The sequence below is a fragment of the Flavobacterium daemonense genome (assembly GCF_007341385.1).
In the GTDB taxonomy this organism is placed as follows: domain Bacteria; phylum Bacteroidota; class Bacteroidia; order Flavobacteriales; family Flavobacteriaceae; genus Flavobacterium; species Flavobacterium daemonense.
Map to the genome: position 1 here is coordinate 45,138 of NZ_VJYD01000003.1, position 15,790 is coordinate 60,927.

The 15,790-nt window shown below is 34.3% G+C and carries 17 protein-coding genes; 13 read left to right on the plus strand and 4 right to left on the minus strand.

Annotated features, from left to right (window positions below; translation table 11 throughout):
- The first annotated feature begins 51 nt into the window (after positions 1–51).
- The 3 genes from FND99_RS20375 (at position 52) to FND99_RS04800 (ending at position 3,476) form a co-directional block, all read left to right on the plus strand.
- Positions 52–783, plus strand: coding sequence for a DMP19 family protein (locus tag FND99_RS20375; protein ID WP_407925341.1), 732 nt, complete (start codon positions 52–54; stop codon positions 781–783).
- A 258-nt stretch (positions 784–1,041) separates the two neighbouring features.
- Complete coding sequence (locus tag FND99_RS04795; RefSeq protein WP_144336851.1) at positions 1,042–1,608, plus strand: hypothetical protein; 567 nt, start codon at positions 1,042–1,044, stop codon at positions 1,606–1,608.
- Positions 1,609–1,934: 326 nt separating this feature from the next.
- Positions 1,935–3,476: a patatin-like phospholipase family protein gene (locus FND99_RS04800; protein ID WP_144336852.1), complete on the plus strand. Its 1,542-nt coding sequence runs from the start codon at positions 1,935–1,937 to the stop codon at positions 3,474–3,476.
- 54 nt (positions 3,477–3,530) lie between these two features.
- Here FND99_RS04800 and FND99_RS04805 read toward each other — a convergent pair whose 3' ends face one another.
- On the minus strand, positions 3,531–4,013 hold the full coding sequence (locus FND99_RS04805) for a hypothetical protein (protein ID WP_144336853.1): 483 nt from the start codon (positions 4,011–4,013) through the stop codon (positions 3,531–3,533).
- 201 nt (positions 4,014–4,214) lie between these two features.
- On the opposite strand from FND99_RS04805, the gene FND99_RS04810 reads away from it, so the two are divergent.
- On the plus strand, positions 4,215–4,634 hold the full coding sequence (locus FND99_RS04810; protein WP_144336854.1) for a lipocalin family protein: 420 nt from the start codon (positions 4,215–4,217) through the stop codon (positions 4,632–4,634).
- Positions 4,635–4,736: 102 nt separating this feature from the next.
- On the opposite strand, the gene FND99_RS04815 is transcribed toward FND99_RS04810, so the two are convergent.
- Together FND99_RS04815 and FND99_RS04820 are read right to left on the minus strand one after the other, a co-directional pair.
- Positions 4,737–5,291 carry a cysteine hydrolase family protein gene (locus FND99_RS04815; RefSeq protein ID WP_144336855.1) on the minus strand — a complete coding sequence of 185 codons (555 nt, stop codon included), beginning with the start codon at positions 5,289–5,291 and terminating at the stop codon, positions 4,737–4,739.
- 4 nt (positions 5,292–5,295) lie between these two features.
- A complete protein-coding gene (locus tag FND99_RS04820) occupies positions 5,296–6,570 on the minus strand; it encodes an MFS transporter (RefSeq protein ID WP_144336856.1) in 1,275 nt (424 codons plus the stop codon).
- Between the two features lie 267 nt (positions 6,571–6,837).
- Here FND99_RS04820 and serS point away from each other — a divergent pair, with 267 nt between their 5' ends.
- From serS to proC, 9 genes are all read left to right on the plus strand, one after another.
- On the plus strand, positions 6,838–8,109 hold the full coding sequence (gene serS, locus FND99_RS04825; protein WP_035652801.1) for a serine--tRNA ligase: 1,272 nt from the start codon (positions 6,838–6,840) through the stop codon (positions 8,107–8,109).
- A gap of 99 nt (positions 8,110–8,208) precedes the next feature.
- Positions 8,209–9,033 carry a prolipoprotein diacylglyceryl transferase gene (gene lgt, locus FND99_RS04830; protein WP_144336857.1) on the plus strand — a complete coding sequence of 275 codons (825 nt, stop codon included), beginning with the start codon at positions 8,209–8,211 and terminating at the stop codon, positions 9,031–9,033.
- 69 nt (positions 9,034–9,102) lie between these two features.
- The gene (locus tag FND99_RS04835) at positions 9,103–10,884 is read left to right on the plus strand and encodes a tetratricopeptide repeat protein (RefSeq protein ID WP_144336858.1); all 1,782 of its coding nucleotides are present in this window, start codon (positions 9,103–9,105) and stop codon (positions 10,882–10,884) included.
- 145 nt (positions 10,885–11,029) lie between these two features.
- Positions 11,030–11,341: a DUF4286 family protein gene (locus FND99_RS04840; protein ID WP_144336859.1), complete on the plus strand. Its 312-nt coding sequence runs from the start codon at positions 11,030–11,032 to the stop codon at positions 11,339–11,341.
- 47 nt (positions 11,342–11,388) lie between these two features.
- A complete protein-coding gene (locus tag FND99_RS04845) occupies positions 11,389–11,574 on the plus strand; it encodes a hypothetical protein (RefSeq protein ID WP_144336860.1) in 186 nt (61 codons plus the stop codon).
- Complete coding sequence (locus FND99_RS04850; protein ID WP_144336861.1) at positions 11,575–12,051, plus strand: nucleotidyl transferase AbiEii/AbiGii toxin family protein; 477 nt, start codon at positions 11,575–11,577, stop codon at positions 12,049–12,051.
- A gap of 70 nt (positions 12,052–12,121) precedes the next feature.
- Positions 12,122–12,907 carry a 16S rRNA (adenine(1518)-N(6)/adenine(1519)-N(6))-dimethyltransferase RsmA gene (rsmA, locus tag FND99_RS04855; protein ID WP_144336862.1) on the plus strand — a complete coding sequence of 262 codons (786 nt, stop codon included), beginning with the start codon at positions 12,122–12,124 and terminating at the stop codon, positions 12,905–12,907.
- A complete protein-coding gene (gene mgtE, locus FND99_RS04860; protein WP_144336863.1) occupies positions 12,891–14,240 on the plus strand; it encodes a magnesium transporter in 1,350 nt (449 codons plus the stop codon). Before rsmA ends, mgtE begins: the two co-directional genes overlap by 17 nt.
- Before the next feature lie 112 nt (positions 14,241–14,352).
- The gene (gene proC, locus FND99_RS04865; RefSeq protein WP_144336864.1) at positions 14,353–15,138 is read left to right on the plus strand and encodes a pyrroline-5-carboxylate reductase; all 786 of its coding nucleotides are present in this window, start codon (positions 14,353–14,355) and stop codon (positions 15,136–15,138) included.
- Positions 15,139–15,390: 252 nt separating this feature from the next.
- Here the strand turns inward: proC and FND99_RS04870 are convergent, their stop codons facing one another.
- Positions 15,391–15,786, minus strand: a complete 396-nt coding sequence (locus FND99_RS04870; RefSeq protein ID WP_144336865.1) for a c-type cytochrome — start codon at positions 15,784–15,786, stop codon at positions 15,391–15,393.
- Positions 15,787–15,790: the final 4 nt, after the last annotated feature.

Sequence of the window (15,790 nt, forward strand, 5' to 3'; positions counted from 1 at the left end):
GTATCATTATTTCGACGAAATTTGCAAATGAAAACCTGAAGGATAGAAATCATGGCGAAAGGACCAGAAAAAAATACTAAAAATAAGGCTTTGCACACTAAATTGCTGAACCGGAAAAAGGCGAAACTTCGGGAAGAAAAAGAAGCGAAGGCCAAACGGTTGAAGGATTTAGTGAATAAAATAAATGAAATAAAGAACGGCGAAGATTTTGATCTTAGCAATAACTCAAAAGAAGATACAATGGAGGAATTTGGCAGAATTATAGTTTCGGAAACGGCAATGAAAAGTGAAAACCCACAGGATGTGGTGCATTCAAATATTTCGGTAATCAACTTAATGCGCGAGGAAGGCGTTGATGACGAATTGATTCACGAAGATGCTATTACGAGTTATTATCTGGATTATTATTATTCGCAATATGCTGAAGGAAATTTTGCGCAGTTTGTGCATAATTCTGGCTGGAACAAGGAACTGAATGAATTGATTGAAGAAGGTTTGGCCTTGATTGGTGCCGAAAAACACTTGGAATTATTTCTAGAACAAAGCAAAAAAGTCAGAATTACGAGCAACATCAAGTTGGATAAATTTTTGAAAGGAAAACTGGAAGGCGCAAACCCTGTTCGTGATGCTTTAAACAACGATAAGTTTTTTGAATTGGAAGAAAATTTGGTGGAATTGAATGCCAATTTCTTGAAGAATCATCCAGATTTTGAAGTGCTTTCGGTAGATGATATGTTTGCGGCGCTAGAAGAGTTTGTTGGGCACGAGATCAAGAGAGCGTAAGTTTTTTTTTTGAAGGTTCAAAGGTTCATAGAGACAAAGGCTCAAAGATTCAAAGAAGCATAGCGCTTTTGTCATTTCGACTGAAAGGAGAAATCACACTAGTAATTCGACATGCAAAATCGCCAATCTATGTAGAGTTTCTTGTGTGATTTCTCCTTTCAGTCGAAATGACAAAAAACATAACTTTTTTTAATGTAATCGCCTGTTTTTGAATTAATTGATTTAAATTTAGTTCGGTATAAATAAAAAAGTTTATTTATGGAAGAACTTACTCATGTTAAATCGGTTATTGGAATCATTTTGGGTTTGAGTTTGACCCACCTTATAAAAGGATCTGTAATTTTTATTCAGCATCCTGGGCGTAAAAGATTCTATTTTGTGCATTCGCTTTGGGTGTTTTATGTCTTTTTGTTGCTTATCCATTTTTGGTGGTGGGAGTTTAATCTGAAGTTAATTCAGGAATGGTACTTTGTCGATTATTTTTTCATAATCTGTTATATTCTGATTTATTATCTGCTTTCGGCGATTTTGTATCCCGATGATTTGGTTGATTATACGGGTTATGAAGATTATTTTTATTCCCGAAAAAAGTGGTTCTTCTCCATTTTAGCCGTTAGTTATGTTGCGGATATTGTGGACACGGCAATTAAAGGAGGCGATTATTTTTTATACAATCAAACCGAATATTATGTTCGGATTATTAGTCATATTATTTTGTGTTTTGTGGCAATAAAAGTCAATAATAAAGTGTTTCATACTATTTTAGTATCACTTTTTATTATTTATGAGCTTTCTTATATACTGAGATTGTTTAATATAGAATAAGTTTTTTTTAAAAGAGGTTCAAAGGTTCAGAGAGGCAGAGTTTCAAAGGTTTTTAATCTTTGATATTTAAAAATTGAGCTTCTCCCGAAGTCTGGGGATCGCTCAGACTGATAAAAGTAAATTTTGACAAAACCTTTGCACCTTTGTGCCTCTGAATCTATGAGCCTTTTAATATTATTTATGAGCTTTCTTATATACTGAGATTGTTTAATATAGAATAAGTTTTTTGGGGAGGTTCAAAGGGACATAGCCTTTAAAGATGAAGTTTGAAAAACCTTTGCACCTCTGAGCCTCTGAATCTTTGCACCTTTACAAAAAGTAAAAAAATGAAATTTAGATATTGCCTCATATTGCTTTTCCTTTTTCTTCAGATAGGATTTTCTCAAAATAAAATCAATCTTTTTTCAGAGATCAATTACAATTCGATTCCGGCTGTTTCGCTTAGTGATTATAAATCGGTTCAAGAAAGAGACAGCCAATTTCAGAATCCAAATATTGCATTAGGAGTTGGGATTTCTGGCGGAGGTTCACGAGCGCAGTTTTTTAGCATGGGCGTGCTTTTGGGTTTAGAGGAAATTCAGGGAAATGATCCAAAACGCAATTTTTTAAGTGAAATAGATTATTTCTCAACGGTTTCTGGCGGTTGTTATTCGGCGGGATATTATTTGACGATTCTTAAAAATAAATTGCAATTTGATAATTGTACATTCAATGAATTTTATTTTTCGAAAGCCGACGCTTATAAATCAGATGTAAGTAAATCAACTACGCTTTTTTCTCTTCTGAATAATAACCGAAATGAAAAAGGCGAAAAAATTTCAATGGCGCAAAGGCTGGATTTAGAGGTTTTGCAATACGACAGCACGAATCCAGAAAATGAGAATAAGTTTAAAACGCAGATGCTTTTGTCGGATTTTTTTATTCCAAAAGAAAGTAATAGAAGTCCGCAATTACCTATTATGGTTGCCAATGGAACGGCTTATAACAATGGCGAGCGTTTTCCGTTTATGCCGCATATTATTCGAGGTTTGAAGATAAATTCTTCGCTTGCACCAAATAAAGCGTTTCTTCCGCTTGACGAAAATGAGATCAATAATGGCTACGATTTTCCGCTGACCTATGCTATTACGGCAAGTTCTGCTTTTCCTGGAATTCTTCCTAAAACGAAATTCGGAATCAAAAATCAGGACAAAATTTTATGCGTAATCGACGGTGGCGCATCAGATAATACGGGTTATGAAACGCTTTTGGAACTGCTTCACAACGATACTAAAGTGAAAGACAAAAACAAAAAAGCGCTTTTTATTGATTGCATGGGATCTGGAAAAAAAGCACCTTTTATAACGGACGAAAAAATCAGATTGCTTTCGCTTTTAGAAACCGCTTCGTTATACACGGTTCAAACACGATACATTACTTTTGAAAAAGACGTGGAGAATGTTTTGGAGAAATACAAAATTCCAACTTCAAATTATCAGGTTATTGGTTTTACAACTTTGCGTGATTATTTATTGAAACTGAAAAAAGATGATGCTTATGAAGATTTGGTTGCAGAATTAAAAAATACAGAGGACGAAACAGCAAACTGGCTAAAACTGCAAAATGATTTCAGAGACCGTTTGATTGCAAAATTTGGTGCCGACCATTTTAAGAAAGACAAAAATGGTGAAATTTTGCTTTCAAGTTTAGACAGGGAAACGTTTAAGGATTTTGGCGCAAGCGAAACTTTACTCTTATATGAATACACGTCGCATGTGGAAACTAAATTAAAAATAACTCCAGAAGAAAAAGAAATGTTGTTGCTTGCGGGACGTTTTGCCTCTTATCTGAAAACGGATGAATTGAAAGGGATGCTGGTAGAAAATTAAGAATTCTAAAAGCCAATCGATTTGCACAGTATAGAAAAACGCCCAACTAAGATATTATCTTAATTGAGCATTGTTAGCATTTGCATATTCTACTTGAATTTCTTTAATCGTTTCATCCATTTCTACTATTTCAGCAAAAGCACCTTGAAGCATTATTGTCGATTTTGCTTGATTGTCTTTAGCTGTTAAAACATCTATGTTTGTTTCAAAACCATCCATTGAAGTTATACTGCTGTTAAACATATCAAGCATCACTTTCCTTAACCCTTTGTCTGAATTTAAAGGAGCTAGAAGTTCGACTGGTTTTTTTGCTTCTATCAGCTTATTTCTTGTTGAGGTAATAAGTGCTAAAAGTTCTTTTTTTGATTCTGGTTTTCCGATTAAACTTAAACTTCCATTTAAGAATTCTTCATTTGCCTGAAAAAGCTTGCTGTGAGCTTCGACGATTTGGTTGTTGTAGCTTTCTGTCGTTCGTTCGTTGCAGCTGATAAATACTGAAGAAACGACCATTAAAAGCAATAAAGTAATTTTTTTCATAGGTTTAAACGTTGCAAATTAGTGTTAAAAACAAATATATCTGAATTATTTGATTTTTAACGGCATGCTTATTTTTAATTTTTTTATGAATTTACTTACGGATTTGTAATAATTATGTAAATCATCGGGAAATTTATGTAACATGTCCGGAAAACTTTAAAATTAATTTAGCACTATAAATAATTTTAAAAGAAATCAAACATGAAAACTAAACGTATATTTTTCGGACTACTATTATGTGTGGGATTATTTGCTGGTTCGTGCAGCAGTAATGACAACGAAGGAGAAACATTGATTCCGCTTGAAGGCAAATGGGATCTTAGCAAAACAGGAACTGTTATAAACGGTACTGAAACATTGACTGATGCTCCAGAAAATCAAAGCGGATGCAACAGTGATTACATGGAATTAAAATTAGACAACACGGTTAATATGGGAGATTATAGCTCTGTTGTAAGTGCTTGTGCACTGACAGTTCAATCCGGAATTTATTCTAGATCACACAATAATTTAACTACTGTTGTAAATGGTGTGTCTAAAACCCAAGACATCGTAAATTTAACATTTAAAGAACTTAAGCTTAGAGATGCTGCCGGCGTAATTACAGTTTATACGAGATAATTTCAAGAAACGATTTTAAATCTGTTACAGGATTTATCATGAAACGGAAATAACTTTCTAAAGTTATTTCCGTTTTTTTGTTTGGACTTGACTATTGTGATATTATTGATTTCCCCATTCTTCAATGGTTTTCACTTCTGCACTTCGCAAGAAAATTTTCTCCGTCAATACACGATGAACTTCCTCATCGGGATCTGCGCAAGCATCAGATAAAATAGTGATTTTATAATCTTTGTCGGAAGCTTCTGTAGTTGTCGAAAGCACAATGCCGCTTGTAGCAACTCCAGAAAGTACAAGATGTTGAATACCTTTTGAACGCAGAACAACTTCTAATTCGCTTCCGGTAAAAGCACTGATTCGGCGTTTAGTTACACGAATATCCTGTTTTTGGGGTTCCAATAACGGATGAATTTTAGAAAATTGTTCTAAGTCAATGTTTTCAATATTTGCTCGTCTGGCAGCAAAAACTTTATTGTTCGGACTAATTTCTACAGCGCCATTTTTAAAACTGAGCGTAACATAAATAATATCGATGTTTTTATTTCTTGCATTTTCGATGGCTTTGGCAACATTTGCTACAATGCTTTCAGAAACAGGGAAATTAGCAAGAATTCCTAGCTGCATATCCATAACAAGTAAGGCTGTTTTTTGATCCATTTTTTTAAATATTATTGTTAATCATATCGGATTCCTCCGTGTTAATAGTAATTGATTTTTTCTTCTTTTTCTTTTTATATAAAACATAAAAGGAAAGCGCGATAAGCAGCGCCATTACGCCTTGCAATAAAATGCTGTTTGGAGCACCAATGTATTTTGAAACGGCGCCAATGAACAAACTTCCAAGTGGAATCATTCCAAAAGCGGCCATAGCAAAAAAGCTGATCACACGACCGCGCATGGCTTCACTAGATTCTAATTGTAGAATAGTATTGCAAATTGGAATCAGCGACATAGTGCCGAATCCGCAGACAATGGCGACCATCATCGCAATTGGGAAATTATTTAAATGTGAAAAAATAATTAGGCTGAAACCAAGCAAAATGGTATTGGTAAATAAAATTTTTTTCAGATTTGTACTTGATTTTAATGAAGCTAAAAAAATAGCGGCTGACACGGCTCCAACTCCAATAAAACTATTTATATATCCAAAAGTGGCGGCGTTTCCTTTAAAAATGACTTTGGCATAAACGGGTAAAAGAGTGTTGTACGGAATTACCAATAAACTCAAAAGTGACAACATGACCAGAATAACGCTGATTTTGGGCGTGTTTTTCATGTAAAGAAAACCCTCTATTAAATCGGTCATTACTTTCTTTTTTACCGGATTTGGTTTGTAATCTGGCAATTTCATCAGCATCAGCGAAATAATAACCGCTACAAAACTGATAGCATTTATTAAAAAGCAATTTGCTGCGCCAAATTTAGTCAGCACAATACCAGATAATGATGGACCAATTAAACGCGCCAAATTGTTTAAAGTGGAATTTAATGCAATAGCATTGGGCAAATCTTCTTTTTTGCTGATAATATCATGAACCATTGGCTGTCTTGCGGGTATATCAAAAGCATTTACAATTCCAAGTAAAACACTTAGACTCAATATTTGCCAAATTTCGTGATGACCGCTAAAAACCAAAACGGTTAATAAAATGGCTTGTATTGCCGAAATAACCTGCGTAATCATCAAAACCTTATACCGATTGTAACGATCTGCTGCAACGCCGCCAAGAAGTGAAAATAAAAAAGAAGGAAATTGCTCTGCAAAAACAGTCAAACCCAACATAAAAGTAGAATGCGTCATGCTGTAAACAATCCAGACAACTGCGGTGCGCTGCATCCACATTCCGATTCTCGATACTAATTGTCCTCCAAAAAACAAGCTATAGTTTCGGCTTTCAAAAGCTTTGAATGTGCGAATGTTTAAAAATTTTATCATTAGAATTTTTCAGGCATTAATAGTGTCATGAGCTGTTATAAAGCGAAGTAAGTTTGCCTTATAAAATTAAGGTAAAAAAGCAATTTTGAATACGCTCTTTTAGATTTTATGAAAAGTTTTGCATAATCCTTTGTCGATTGAAGCAGAATTAATTTTGAGAAGCCTCTCAAAATATTTTTTCCGTTTAAACTTTGTAGTATTCTTAGCAAACATTTCCTTAAATTTGCTTCCATTATAAAAAAATACAATAGTTACAAAAATCAAGCTATGTTACAAATCGCATTTATTAGAGAGAATCAAGAGAAAGTAATCAAGGCTTTGGCAAAACGAAATATCGATGCTAAAAGCGTTGTTGAAGAGGTGGTGCAATTAGATGAAAACCGTCGTGCTGCGCAAGTAGAATTAGACAATGTTTTATCTGAATCTAATAAATTGTCCAAAGATATTGGCGAATTAATGAAAGCTGGCGAGAAATCTAAAGCGGCTATTTTAAAGGAAAAAACAGTTTCATTAAAAGAAAAAAGCAAAGAACTTGGCGAAAAAGCGGAGGCTCTTGCGGTTGAATTGACAAATAAATTATACACGTTGCCAAATCTTCCGGCTGATATTGTCCCTGAAGGAAAAACACCAGACGATAATTTAAATGTTTTTCAAGAAGGCGATATTCCGGTTTTGCACGAAGGTGCACAACCGCACTGGGAATTGGTGAAAAAATACGACATTATCGATTTTGAGTTGGGTGTAAAAATTACTGGCGCAGGTTTCCCTGTTTACAAAGGAAAAGGTGCTCGTTTACAGCGTGCATTAATCAATTATTTTTTAGATAAAAATACAGCAGCAGGATATAATGAAGTTCAAGTACCGCATTTGGTAAATGAAGCTTCAGGTTATGGAACGGGGCAATTGCCGGATAAAGAAGGGCAAATGTACCATGCAACGGTTGATGATTTATATTTGATTCCGACGGCTGAGGTTCCGGTTACAAATTTATTCCGCGATGTTATTTTAAACGAAAGCGAATTGCCAGTTTTACATACGGCTTATACGCCATGTTTCCGTCGTGAGGCGGGTTCTTACGGGGCTCACGTGCGCGGATTAAACCGTTTGCATCAATTTGACAAAGTTGAAATCGTTCGCATTGAACATCCAGAAAAGTCATATGAAGCTTTGGACGGAATGGTAGAGCACGTAAAAAATATTCTTCAAGAATTGAAATTGCCATACAGAATTTTACGTCTTTGCGGAGGCGATATGGGATTCACATCGGCTTTGACGTATGATTTTGAAGTGTTTTCTACAGCGCAGGATCGTTGGTTGGAAATCAGTTCGGTTTCTAATTTCGAAACTTTCCAAGCAAACCGCTTGAAATTGCGTTTCAAAGACAAAGACGGAAAAAACCAATTGGCGCATACATTAAACGGAAGTTCATTGGCTTTGCCTAGAGTTTTGGCTGGAATTTTAGAAAATTACCAAACGCCGGAAGGAATTGTAATTCCAGAAGTTTTACGTCCTTACTGCGGATTTGATATAATAAACTAAATTTTTTGTAATTTAGAGAATTAAACCTAACAGTCCCGAGGCTTCGGGATAAACCTGTTAGGTTTCTTAGTTTTTAATAATGAGCATAAATAAAATAATATGAACGGAATTTTAAATTGGAATGTAGATCCTGTAATTATAATGATTACAGACAGTTTTCCGTTAAAATATTACGGCGCTCTTTTTGCGTCTGGACTTTTATTAGGCTATTATATTGTCAGAAATATTTATAAAAAAGAGAATATTTCAATAGAAAATCTCGACAGTTTATTGGTTTACGTAATTGTTGGAACAATTTTAGGAGCAAGATTAGGACATTGTTTTTTCTATGAGCCTGAATATTTTCTTAAGCATCCAATAGAAATACTTTTGCCGATTCAGAAAATTGGCGGTATCTATAAATTTGTTGGTTTTCAAGGTTTAGCAAGTCATGGCGGAACGATAGGTGTTTTGATTGCGATGATTTTATATTGCAGAAAATACAAAGTGAAGTTTTTATGGCTCTTGGATAGAATGGCAATTGGAGTTCCTGTTACAGGCGCTTTTATCAGATTCGGGAATTTTATGAATTCGGAAATTTATGGAAAACCGACTAATGGAAATTGGGGTGTTGTTTTTCAAAGAGATGATTTAATTCCGAGACATCCTACACAATTGTACGAAGCATTTGCATATTTGCTGATTTTTGGAATTTTATTTTGGATGTATAAATCGGACAAAATAAAGAATACAAGCGGGTTATTGTTCGGAACTTTTCTGACGCTATTGTTTTTGGCTAGATTTATAATTGAATTTTTCAAGGAAAATCAGGAATCTTTTGAAAATAGCATGATTATAAATATGGGGCAAATTTTAAGTATTCCTTTTATTTTAATTGGATTAACTTTGATTGTGTGGAAATCAAGAACTGAAATTAGAGAATAGTTTTCAGTCACAGTTGACCGTTTTATACTGTGACTGTGAGACTAAAAACCGAGACTAAAAAACTGAAATATGAAAAACATCTTTATCTATATCGTTTTGTTGTGGTCAAGCTTTGCATTCTCTCAAAATGAGCAATTAGCTCAATACTATTACGATAAAGGCGATTTCGAAAAAGCAAAAGTCAGTTATGAAGAGCTTTTGGCAAGTGTGCCATCTAATACCCAATATTTTTTAAGAACAATCGATTGTTATCAGCAATTGCAGCAATATGCCGTTGCCGAAAAAGCGATTCAGGATCGTTACAGCAAATACAAACAAGGCGTTTTTTTAGTCGAATTGGGCTACAATTATCAATTGCAGAAAAATGAATCCAAAGCTCGAAGTTTTTACGATCAGGCAATTGAAAAAATCAAAGCAAACCCGAATGATGTTTACGGAATTGGAAATTCATTTGAGAAAAAAGTATTGTTGGAATATGCATTAAAAGCGTATCAAACCGCAATGCAAATTCAGCCTAATTACAATTTTAACTTTCAAATCGGAATGTTATACGGGCAATTGGGCAGAACAGATGAAATGATTGATCTTTTGTTGACAGAATCCTATAAAAATCCGCAGAATGCTAATTTGATTCAGACACAATTATCGCGTTTCATGAATGGTGAAACAGATAATACCGCTTTTAAAGATGCCATGCGAAAAGCTTTGATTTTAAAAACGCAAAAAGATCAAGATGTTTTTTGGAATCATTATTTAAGCTGGTTTTATGTACAGCAAAAAGAGTTTGGAAAAGCCTTCATTCAGGAAAAAGCAATTTATAAACGCGAACCCGAATCGCTTTCGAGTATTGTCAATTTGAGTCAGTTTGCACTGAATGAAGATGATACAGAAACGGCGGCGGAAATTCTGAATTTCATTCTTTTAAATACGAAAGATTTAGATTTATTGATTCAGTCGAATTACTATTTGATGGAAATCAAAATAGAAAAAGCACAGGAAAAAGACTATCCCGCAATTGATGCTGAGTTGCAGCAATTACTGACAACTTACGAGGTAACTCCTTTTACCTTATCTTTGCAATTGCTTAAAGCGCATTTTGCTGCTTTTAATTTGAAAAATCCCGAAGAAGGCATTGCCATTGTAAAGCGTGCTTTAGAACTGAATTTAAATGATTATCAGGAAGCTGATGCTAAAATGGAATTGGGCGATATTTTGCTTTTGCAGGAAAAATTCAATCAGGCATTGATTTATTATTCGCAGATTCAATTGGATTTAAAGAATGATGTTATGGCGCATGAAGCAAGTTTGAAAGCGGCCAAAACAAGTTATTATAAAACCGATTTTGAATGGGCTTTAAAGCAGTTTAAAGAACTAAAATCGGCAAATACGCAGTTGATTGCAAATGATGCGCTAGAGTATTTTTTATTGATAAATGATAATACCGTTGCCGATTCGACGCAAACAGCATTGAAGCAATTTGCAAAAGGTGATTTTTTAATTTATCAGAATAAAAAACAAGAAGCGATTGCGCAGTTTCAGAGCATTCTGAAAACCTATAAAGGGCAGGAAATCGAAGCGGTTACAATGTTGCGTTTAGGCAAAATTTATGAAGGTCTAAAGGATTTTAATTCGGCTTTAAGCCAATACCAGCAAATAATTGACAATCATAGTGACGGAATTTATGTTGATGAAGCATTATTCTTTTCAGCAGAAATTTACAACGATGAATTGCACGATATAGAAAAAGCAAAACCTTTGTATGAAAAGGTAATTTTTAATCATCAAGACAGTATTTACTTTGTTGATGCCAGAAAAAAATACCGCGAGTTACGAGGAGATAAGAATTTGTAGTTTGGTTTAATTGGCTATTTGTTTAACCGTTTAACCGAATTTATGAGCAAACAAAAAGAATTAGTAATAAGATGATTTGTTTTTAAGCGTCTAGTAAGAAAAACTCAGAACCTTAGAATCGTAGAATCTCAGAATCTTTAAAAAAATGATAATTTACAATATAACTACTAATATACACGAAAGCGTTCATGATCAATGGTTGAAATGGATGCAAGAAAAACACATACCAGAAATTCTGGCGACAGAGAAATTCTCTTCGGCGCGAATTGTAAAGGTTTTGGTTGAAGAAGAAATGGGCGGTATCACATATTCTGTTCAGTATACAACAGACAGCAAGGATACGCTTGAAAAATATTATTTGGAAGATCAGCCAAGATTTGACAGAGAAGCATTAGAATTATTTGCTGATAAAATGCTTTCTTTTAGAACAGAATTGGAAGTTATTTCGGAGCATTAATTTTATTTTAAGTCTTTTCAGTCTCAATTTTACTTAAAAAGTCTATTATGGAAATTCGATTTCAAACAAAAGAGGAAAGTAATAAACAGCAACAGGAAGATTTTTTGAAATTATCAAAAACAGAAAGGTTTTATAGTTTTTTGCGTTTAAGCGAACGAATAAGCAAATTTCCTGTGAAAAATAAAGTAGATAAAAATAAAGATAATTTCATAATTGTTATAAAATCAAAATAGATGTCAAAGCTCTGGGATCAAAATATTGATGAATTTATAGCTTTAGCTACTAAACATAAGGTTAGAATGCTTATGGTTGGAGGAGGAGCTGTTAATTTCCATGGATATCAGAGACACTCTGCTGATGTTGATTTTTGGATAGAAACTACCGATGAAAATTTTAAAAAATTAGTGCTAGTTTTTAATGAAATGGGATATGAAATCGATGATTTTCCCGAAAATGTAAAACAACAACAGCAAAATATTTCAATAAAATTTTCTCCAGTTGATCTTGATTTAGAATTGATTACTAAATTTTCAGTGAATAGGACATTTGAGGAAGCATATAATGATAGTGAAGAAGTTACTTTAAATGATAAAACTTTTTTAAAGTGGAATGTTCTGTCTTTAGAAGATTTGATTACGAGTAAAATCAAAGCAAATCGAGCAAAAGATTTATTTGATGTGCAGCAGCTTCGAGAAATAAATAAAAAATAAAGCTTTGAGTCTTTGACCCTTCGAGGTAAAAAGAATACTTTTGCGCCCTCGTGGCATAACAAGTGAGAAAATGGAAAAAGTAAAAGCCAAAAAACATTTAGGACAGCACTTCCTTAAAGACGAAAGCATCGCAAAAGCAATTGCTGATACTTTAAGCTTAAAGGGATATGATGAGGTTTTAGAAATAGGACCAGGGATGGGTGTGCTTACTAAGTATCTGCTTGACAAACCCGTGCATACGCGAGTAATTGAAATTGATACAGAATCGGTTGCTTATTTAGATGCAAATTATCCAAAATTAAAAGACAATATCATTTCAGAAGACTTTCTGAAATACAATATAAATAAGGTTTACGAAAACAAACAGTTTGCTATAATTGGCAATTTCCCTTATAATATCTCTTCTCAAATTGTTTTTAGAACGCTTGAGTTTAGAGATCAGATTCCGGAATTTTCTGGAATGTTTCAAAAGGAAGTTGCAGAGCGAATCTGCGAGAAAAAAGGATCCAAAACTTACGGAATCCTGTCGGTACTGGCACAGGCTTTCTATGATACTGAGTATTTGTTTACTGTAGACGAAAATGTTTTTATTCCTCCGCCCAAGGTGAAGTCGGGTGTGATGAAAATGACCCGAAAGGAAGATTACAGTCTTCCTTGTGGTGAAAAGTTATTTTTTACGGTTGTAAAAACGGCTTTTCAGCAAAGACGAAAAACATTACGTAACAGTTTAAAAACATTAAATTTATCAGATAATTTGCGAGAAGACACTATCTTTGATAAACGTCCTGAGCAACTTAGCGTTGAAGAATTTATTGTTTTGACTCAAAAAATAGAAGCCGATGGAGTTCAAAGTTAGCAAAGAATTAATCCAACAACTAGAAGAGCATATTGTAAAGAAAAACGACAAAGAACTTGAAGTTTTACTAAACGATTTGCACCACGCCGATATTGCCGAAATCCTTGAAGAACTGGATTTTGACGAAGCAACTTATATTTTTAAGGTTTTAGATAGTGATAAAACCGCCGAAATTCTTCTTGAACTAGAAGATGATCTGCGTGAAAATATCTTAAGCCGATTATCACCAAAAGAGATCGCCGAAGAGCTTGATGAGCTTGAAACGAATGATGCTGCCGATATTATCGCAGAACTTTCGCATGAAATCAAAGCAGAAGTTATCTCGGAATTAGTCGATGTTGAGCACGCAAAAGACATTGTCGAATTATTGCGCTACGACGAAAATACGGCGGGTGGTTTGATGGGAAAAGAGCTTGTAAAAGTCAATGAAAATTGGAATGTTTTAACCTGCGTAAAAGAAATGCGTATTCAGGCAGAAAATGTTTCAAGAGTACATTCAATTTATGTTGTTGATGATGAAAATCGTTTAAAAGGAAGATTATCTTTAAAAGATTTATTGACTTCATCAACTAAAACACAAATCGGCGATGTTTATATCCGAAAATTAAATTTCGTAAATGTCGACACCGAAGATGTTGAAGTGGCGCGTATTATGCAAAAATACGATTTGGAAGCCATTCCGGTTGTAGATGAATTAGGGCGTTTGGTTGGTAGAATTACAATTGATGATATCGTAGACGTAATCAAAGAAGAAGCCGACAAAGATTACCAGTTGGCGGCGGGTATTACACAAGACATTGAAACAAACGATAGTGTTTTGGAGTTAACAAAAGCACGTTTGCCTTGGCTATTGATTGGTATGGTGATCGAAATTGTGGCGTCTTTTGTTTTGAAAGACAATGAAACTGCTTTTCAAAAATATTCAACTTTGATTATTTTCGTGCCCTTGCTTTCGGCGACAGCTGGAAATATCGGTGTTCAGGCATCGGCGATCGTAGTTCAAGGTTTGGCAAACGGAACTTTAAAAGAATTCAGCAAAAGCTATTTCAGCAAAGAGATTACCGTTTCGATGATTTCTGGAAGTATCATTTCGCTGCTTTTGTTGGGATATCATTCGGTTATGTATCAACAATATTTGGTGGGAATGGCAATTTCAATTTCAATGATTGTGGTAATTATGTTTGCAGCAACGCTTGGAACTTTGGTACCGCTTTTTCTTCATAAAAATAAAATTGATCCGGCAATTGCAACGGGTCCGTTTATCACAACAACTAATGATGTTTTCGGAATTATGCTCTATTTTGGAGTAGCAAAAATGATTCTTGGTTTTTAAATTTTTCGCACAAATTAATAGATTGCAGTGATTTAAGATCTTTAAATTCTGTGTAATTTGCAAACGGAATAAAAGGTGTTCATCTGCCTGAAATAAATTAAAATCCAGCAACATGAAAGTACACATTATTGGAGGAGGAAACCTTGGTGTTTCTATTGCCTTGGGAATTGCTAAATTTTCGAAAAACAATCAAGTAACGGTTACAAGAAGAAACACTGCTAGCATTCAGTATTTGTCTGAATATGGAATTACAGTGTCTAACGATAATAAACACAATATTCAAGAAGCTGATGTTGTGATTTTGACTGTAAAACCTTATCAGGTTGATACGGTTTTGGCTGAAATTTTGCCTGTTGTCAAAGGTAAAACAATTGCTTCAGCGGTAAGCGGATTGTCTTTGGATATGCTTCAGGATAAAACAAATAATGAATATCCTGTTGTACGCATTATGCCAAATATTGCGGCGCAGTTTGGAGAATCGGCAACTTGTATTTCTTTTCCTGAAACTGATCGAGAAGAAGCAATGCCAATTGTCGATTTATTTCAAGATTTAGGAACTGCTCCTGTTATTGACGAAAAATTAATGGACGCAGCAACTGTTTTAGGTGCGTGCGGAACGGCATATGCCTTGCGTTATATTCGTGCTTCTATGCAAGCCGGAATCGAAATTGGATTTGATTCTAGCACTGCTTTGGCAATCGCGGCACAAACGGCAAAAGGAGCTGCAAAAATGCTGTTGGAAGAAAAAGTACACCCAGAACAATTAATCGATCGTGTAACAACACCTCAAGGCTGTACAATTGTTGGTTTGAATGAAATGGAACATAATGGTTTCAGTTCGTCATTGATCAAAGGAATCAAAACTTCTTTGAAACAGATTAAAGGGTTATTGAAGTAAAAGTTCAATATTAAATATTTAAATTCCAAATTCCAATTTTTTGTGGGGTTTGGAATTTTTTATTTTTAAATATTAAGCCCTGTATGTCATTCCGAGGAACGAGGAATCTCCGCAAGTAACTCGACAAAGTTTGGCGACTTTAAGAATGGAGTTTCTTGTGGAGATTGCTTCGCCAGTTCGCTATCGCTCGTGTCCTCGTTTCTCGGAATGACAATATTGTGGATAATTGGAATTTGGATTTTTTTTTGAATTTCATTTTGTGTGACAATAATCGATCAAAGCAGTGACATCTTTTTCAGATAATGTTTTTGAAAAGACCGTTTTATGATAGTCTATTGCTAAAATTTCTGTTTTTGTGCTGTCAATTTTATGTTTTTTATCGGTTAGCCAGTTTACAAAAACGATGGAATCAATTTCATGAAGTGCTGGTCCAGTTGATTTGGAATCTTTTTTGTGGCACGCAGCGCAATTAGAATCAAAAATGACTTTTCCAATTCTTTGATTGGCCGTTAAAGTTTTGTTTAAATGTTTTGGATTTTGGGTTGCACAGCCTCGATTTTCATCTTTATATCTCTCATAAATAATTATTCCAATCGCTAGAACTAGAATTAGGAGTAATGAAAGATATAAAAATCTGATTTTTTTCATAGCT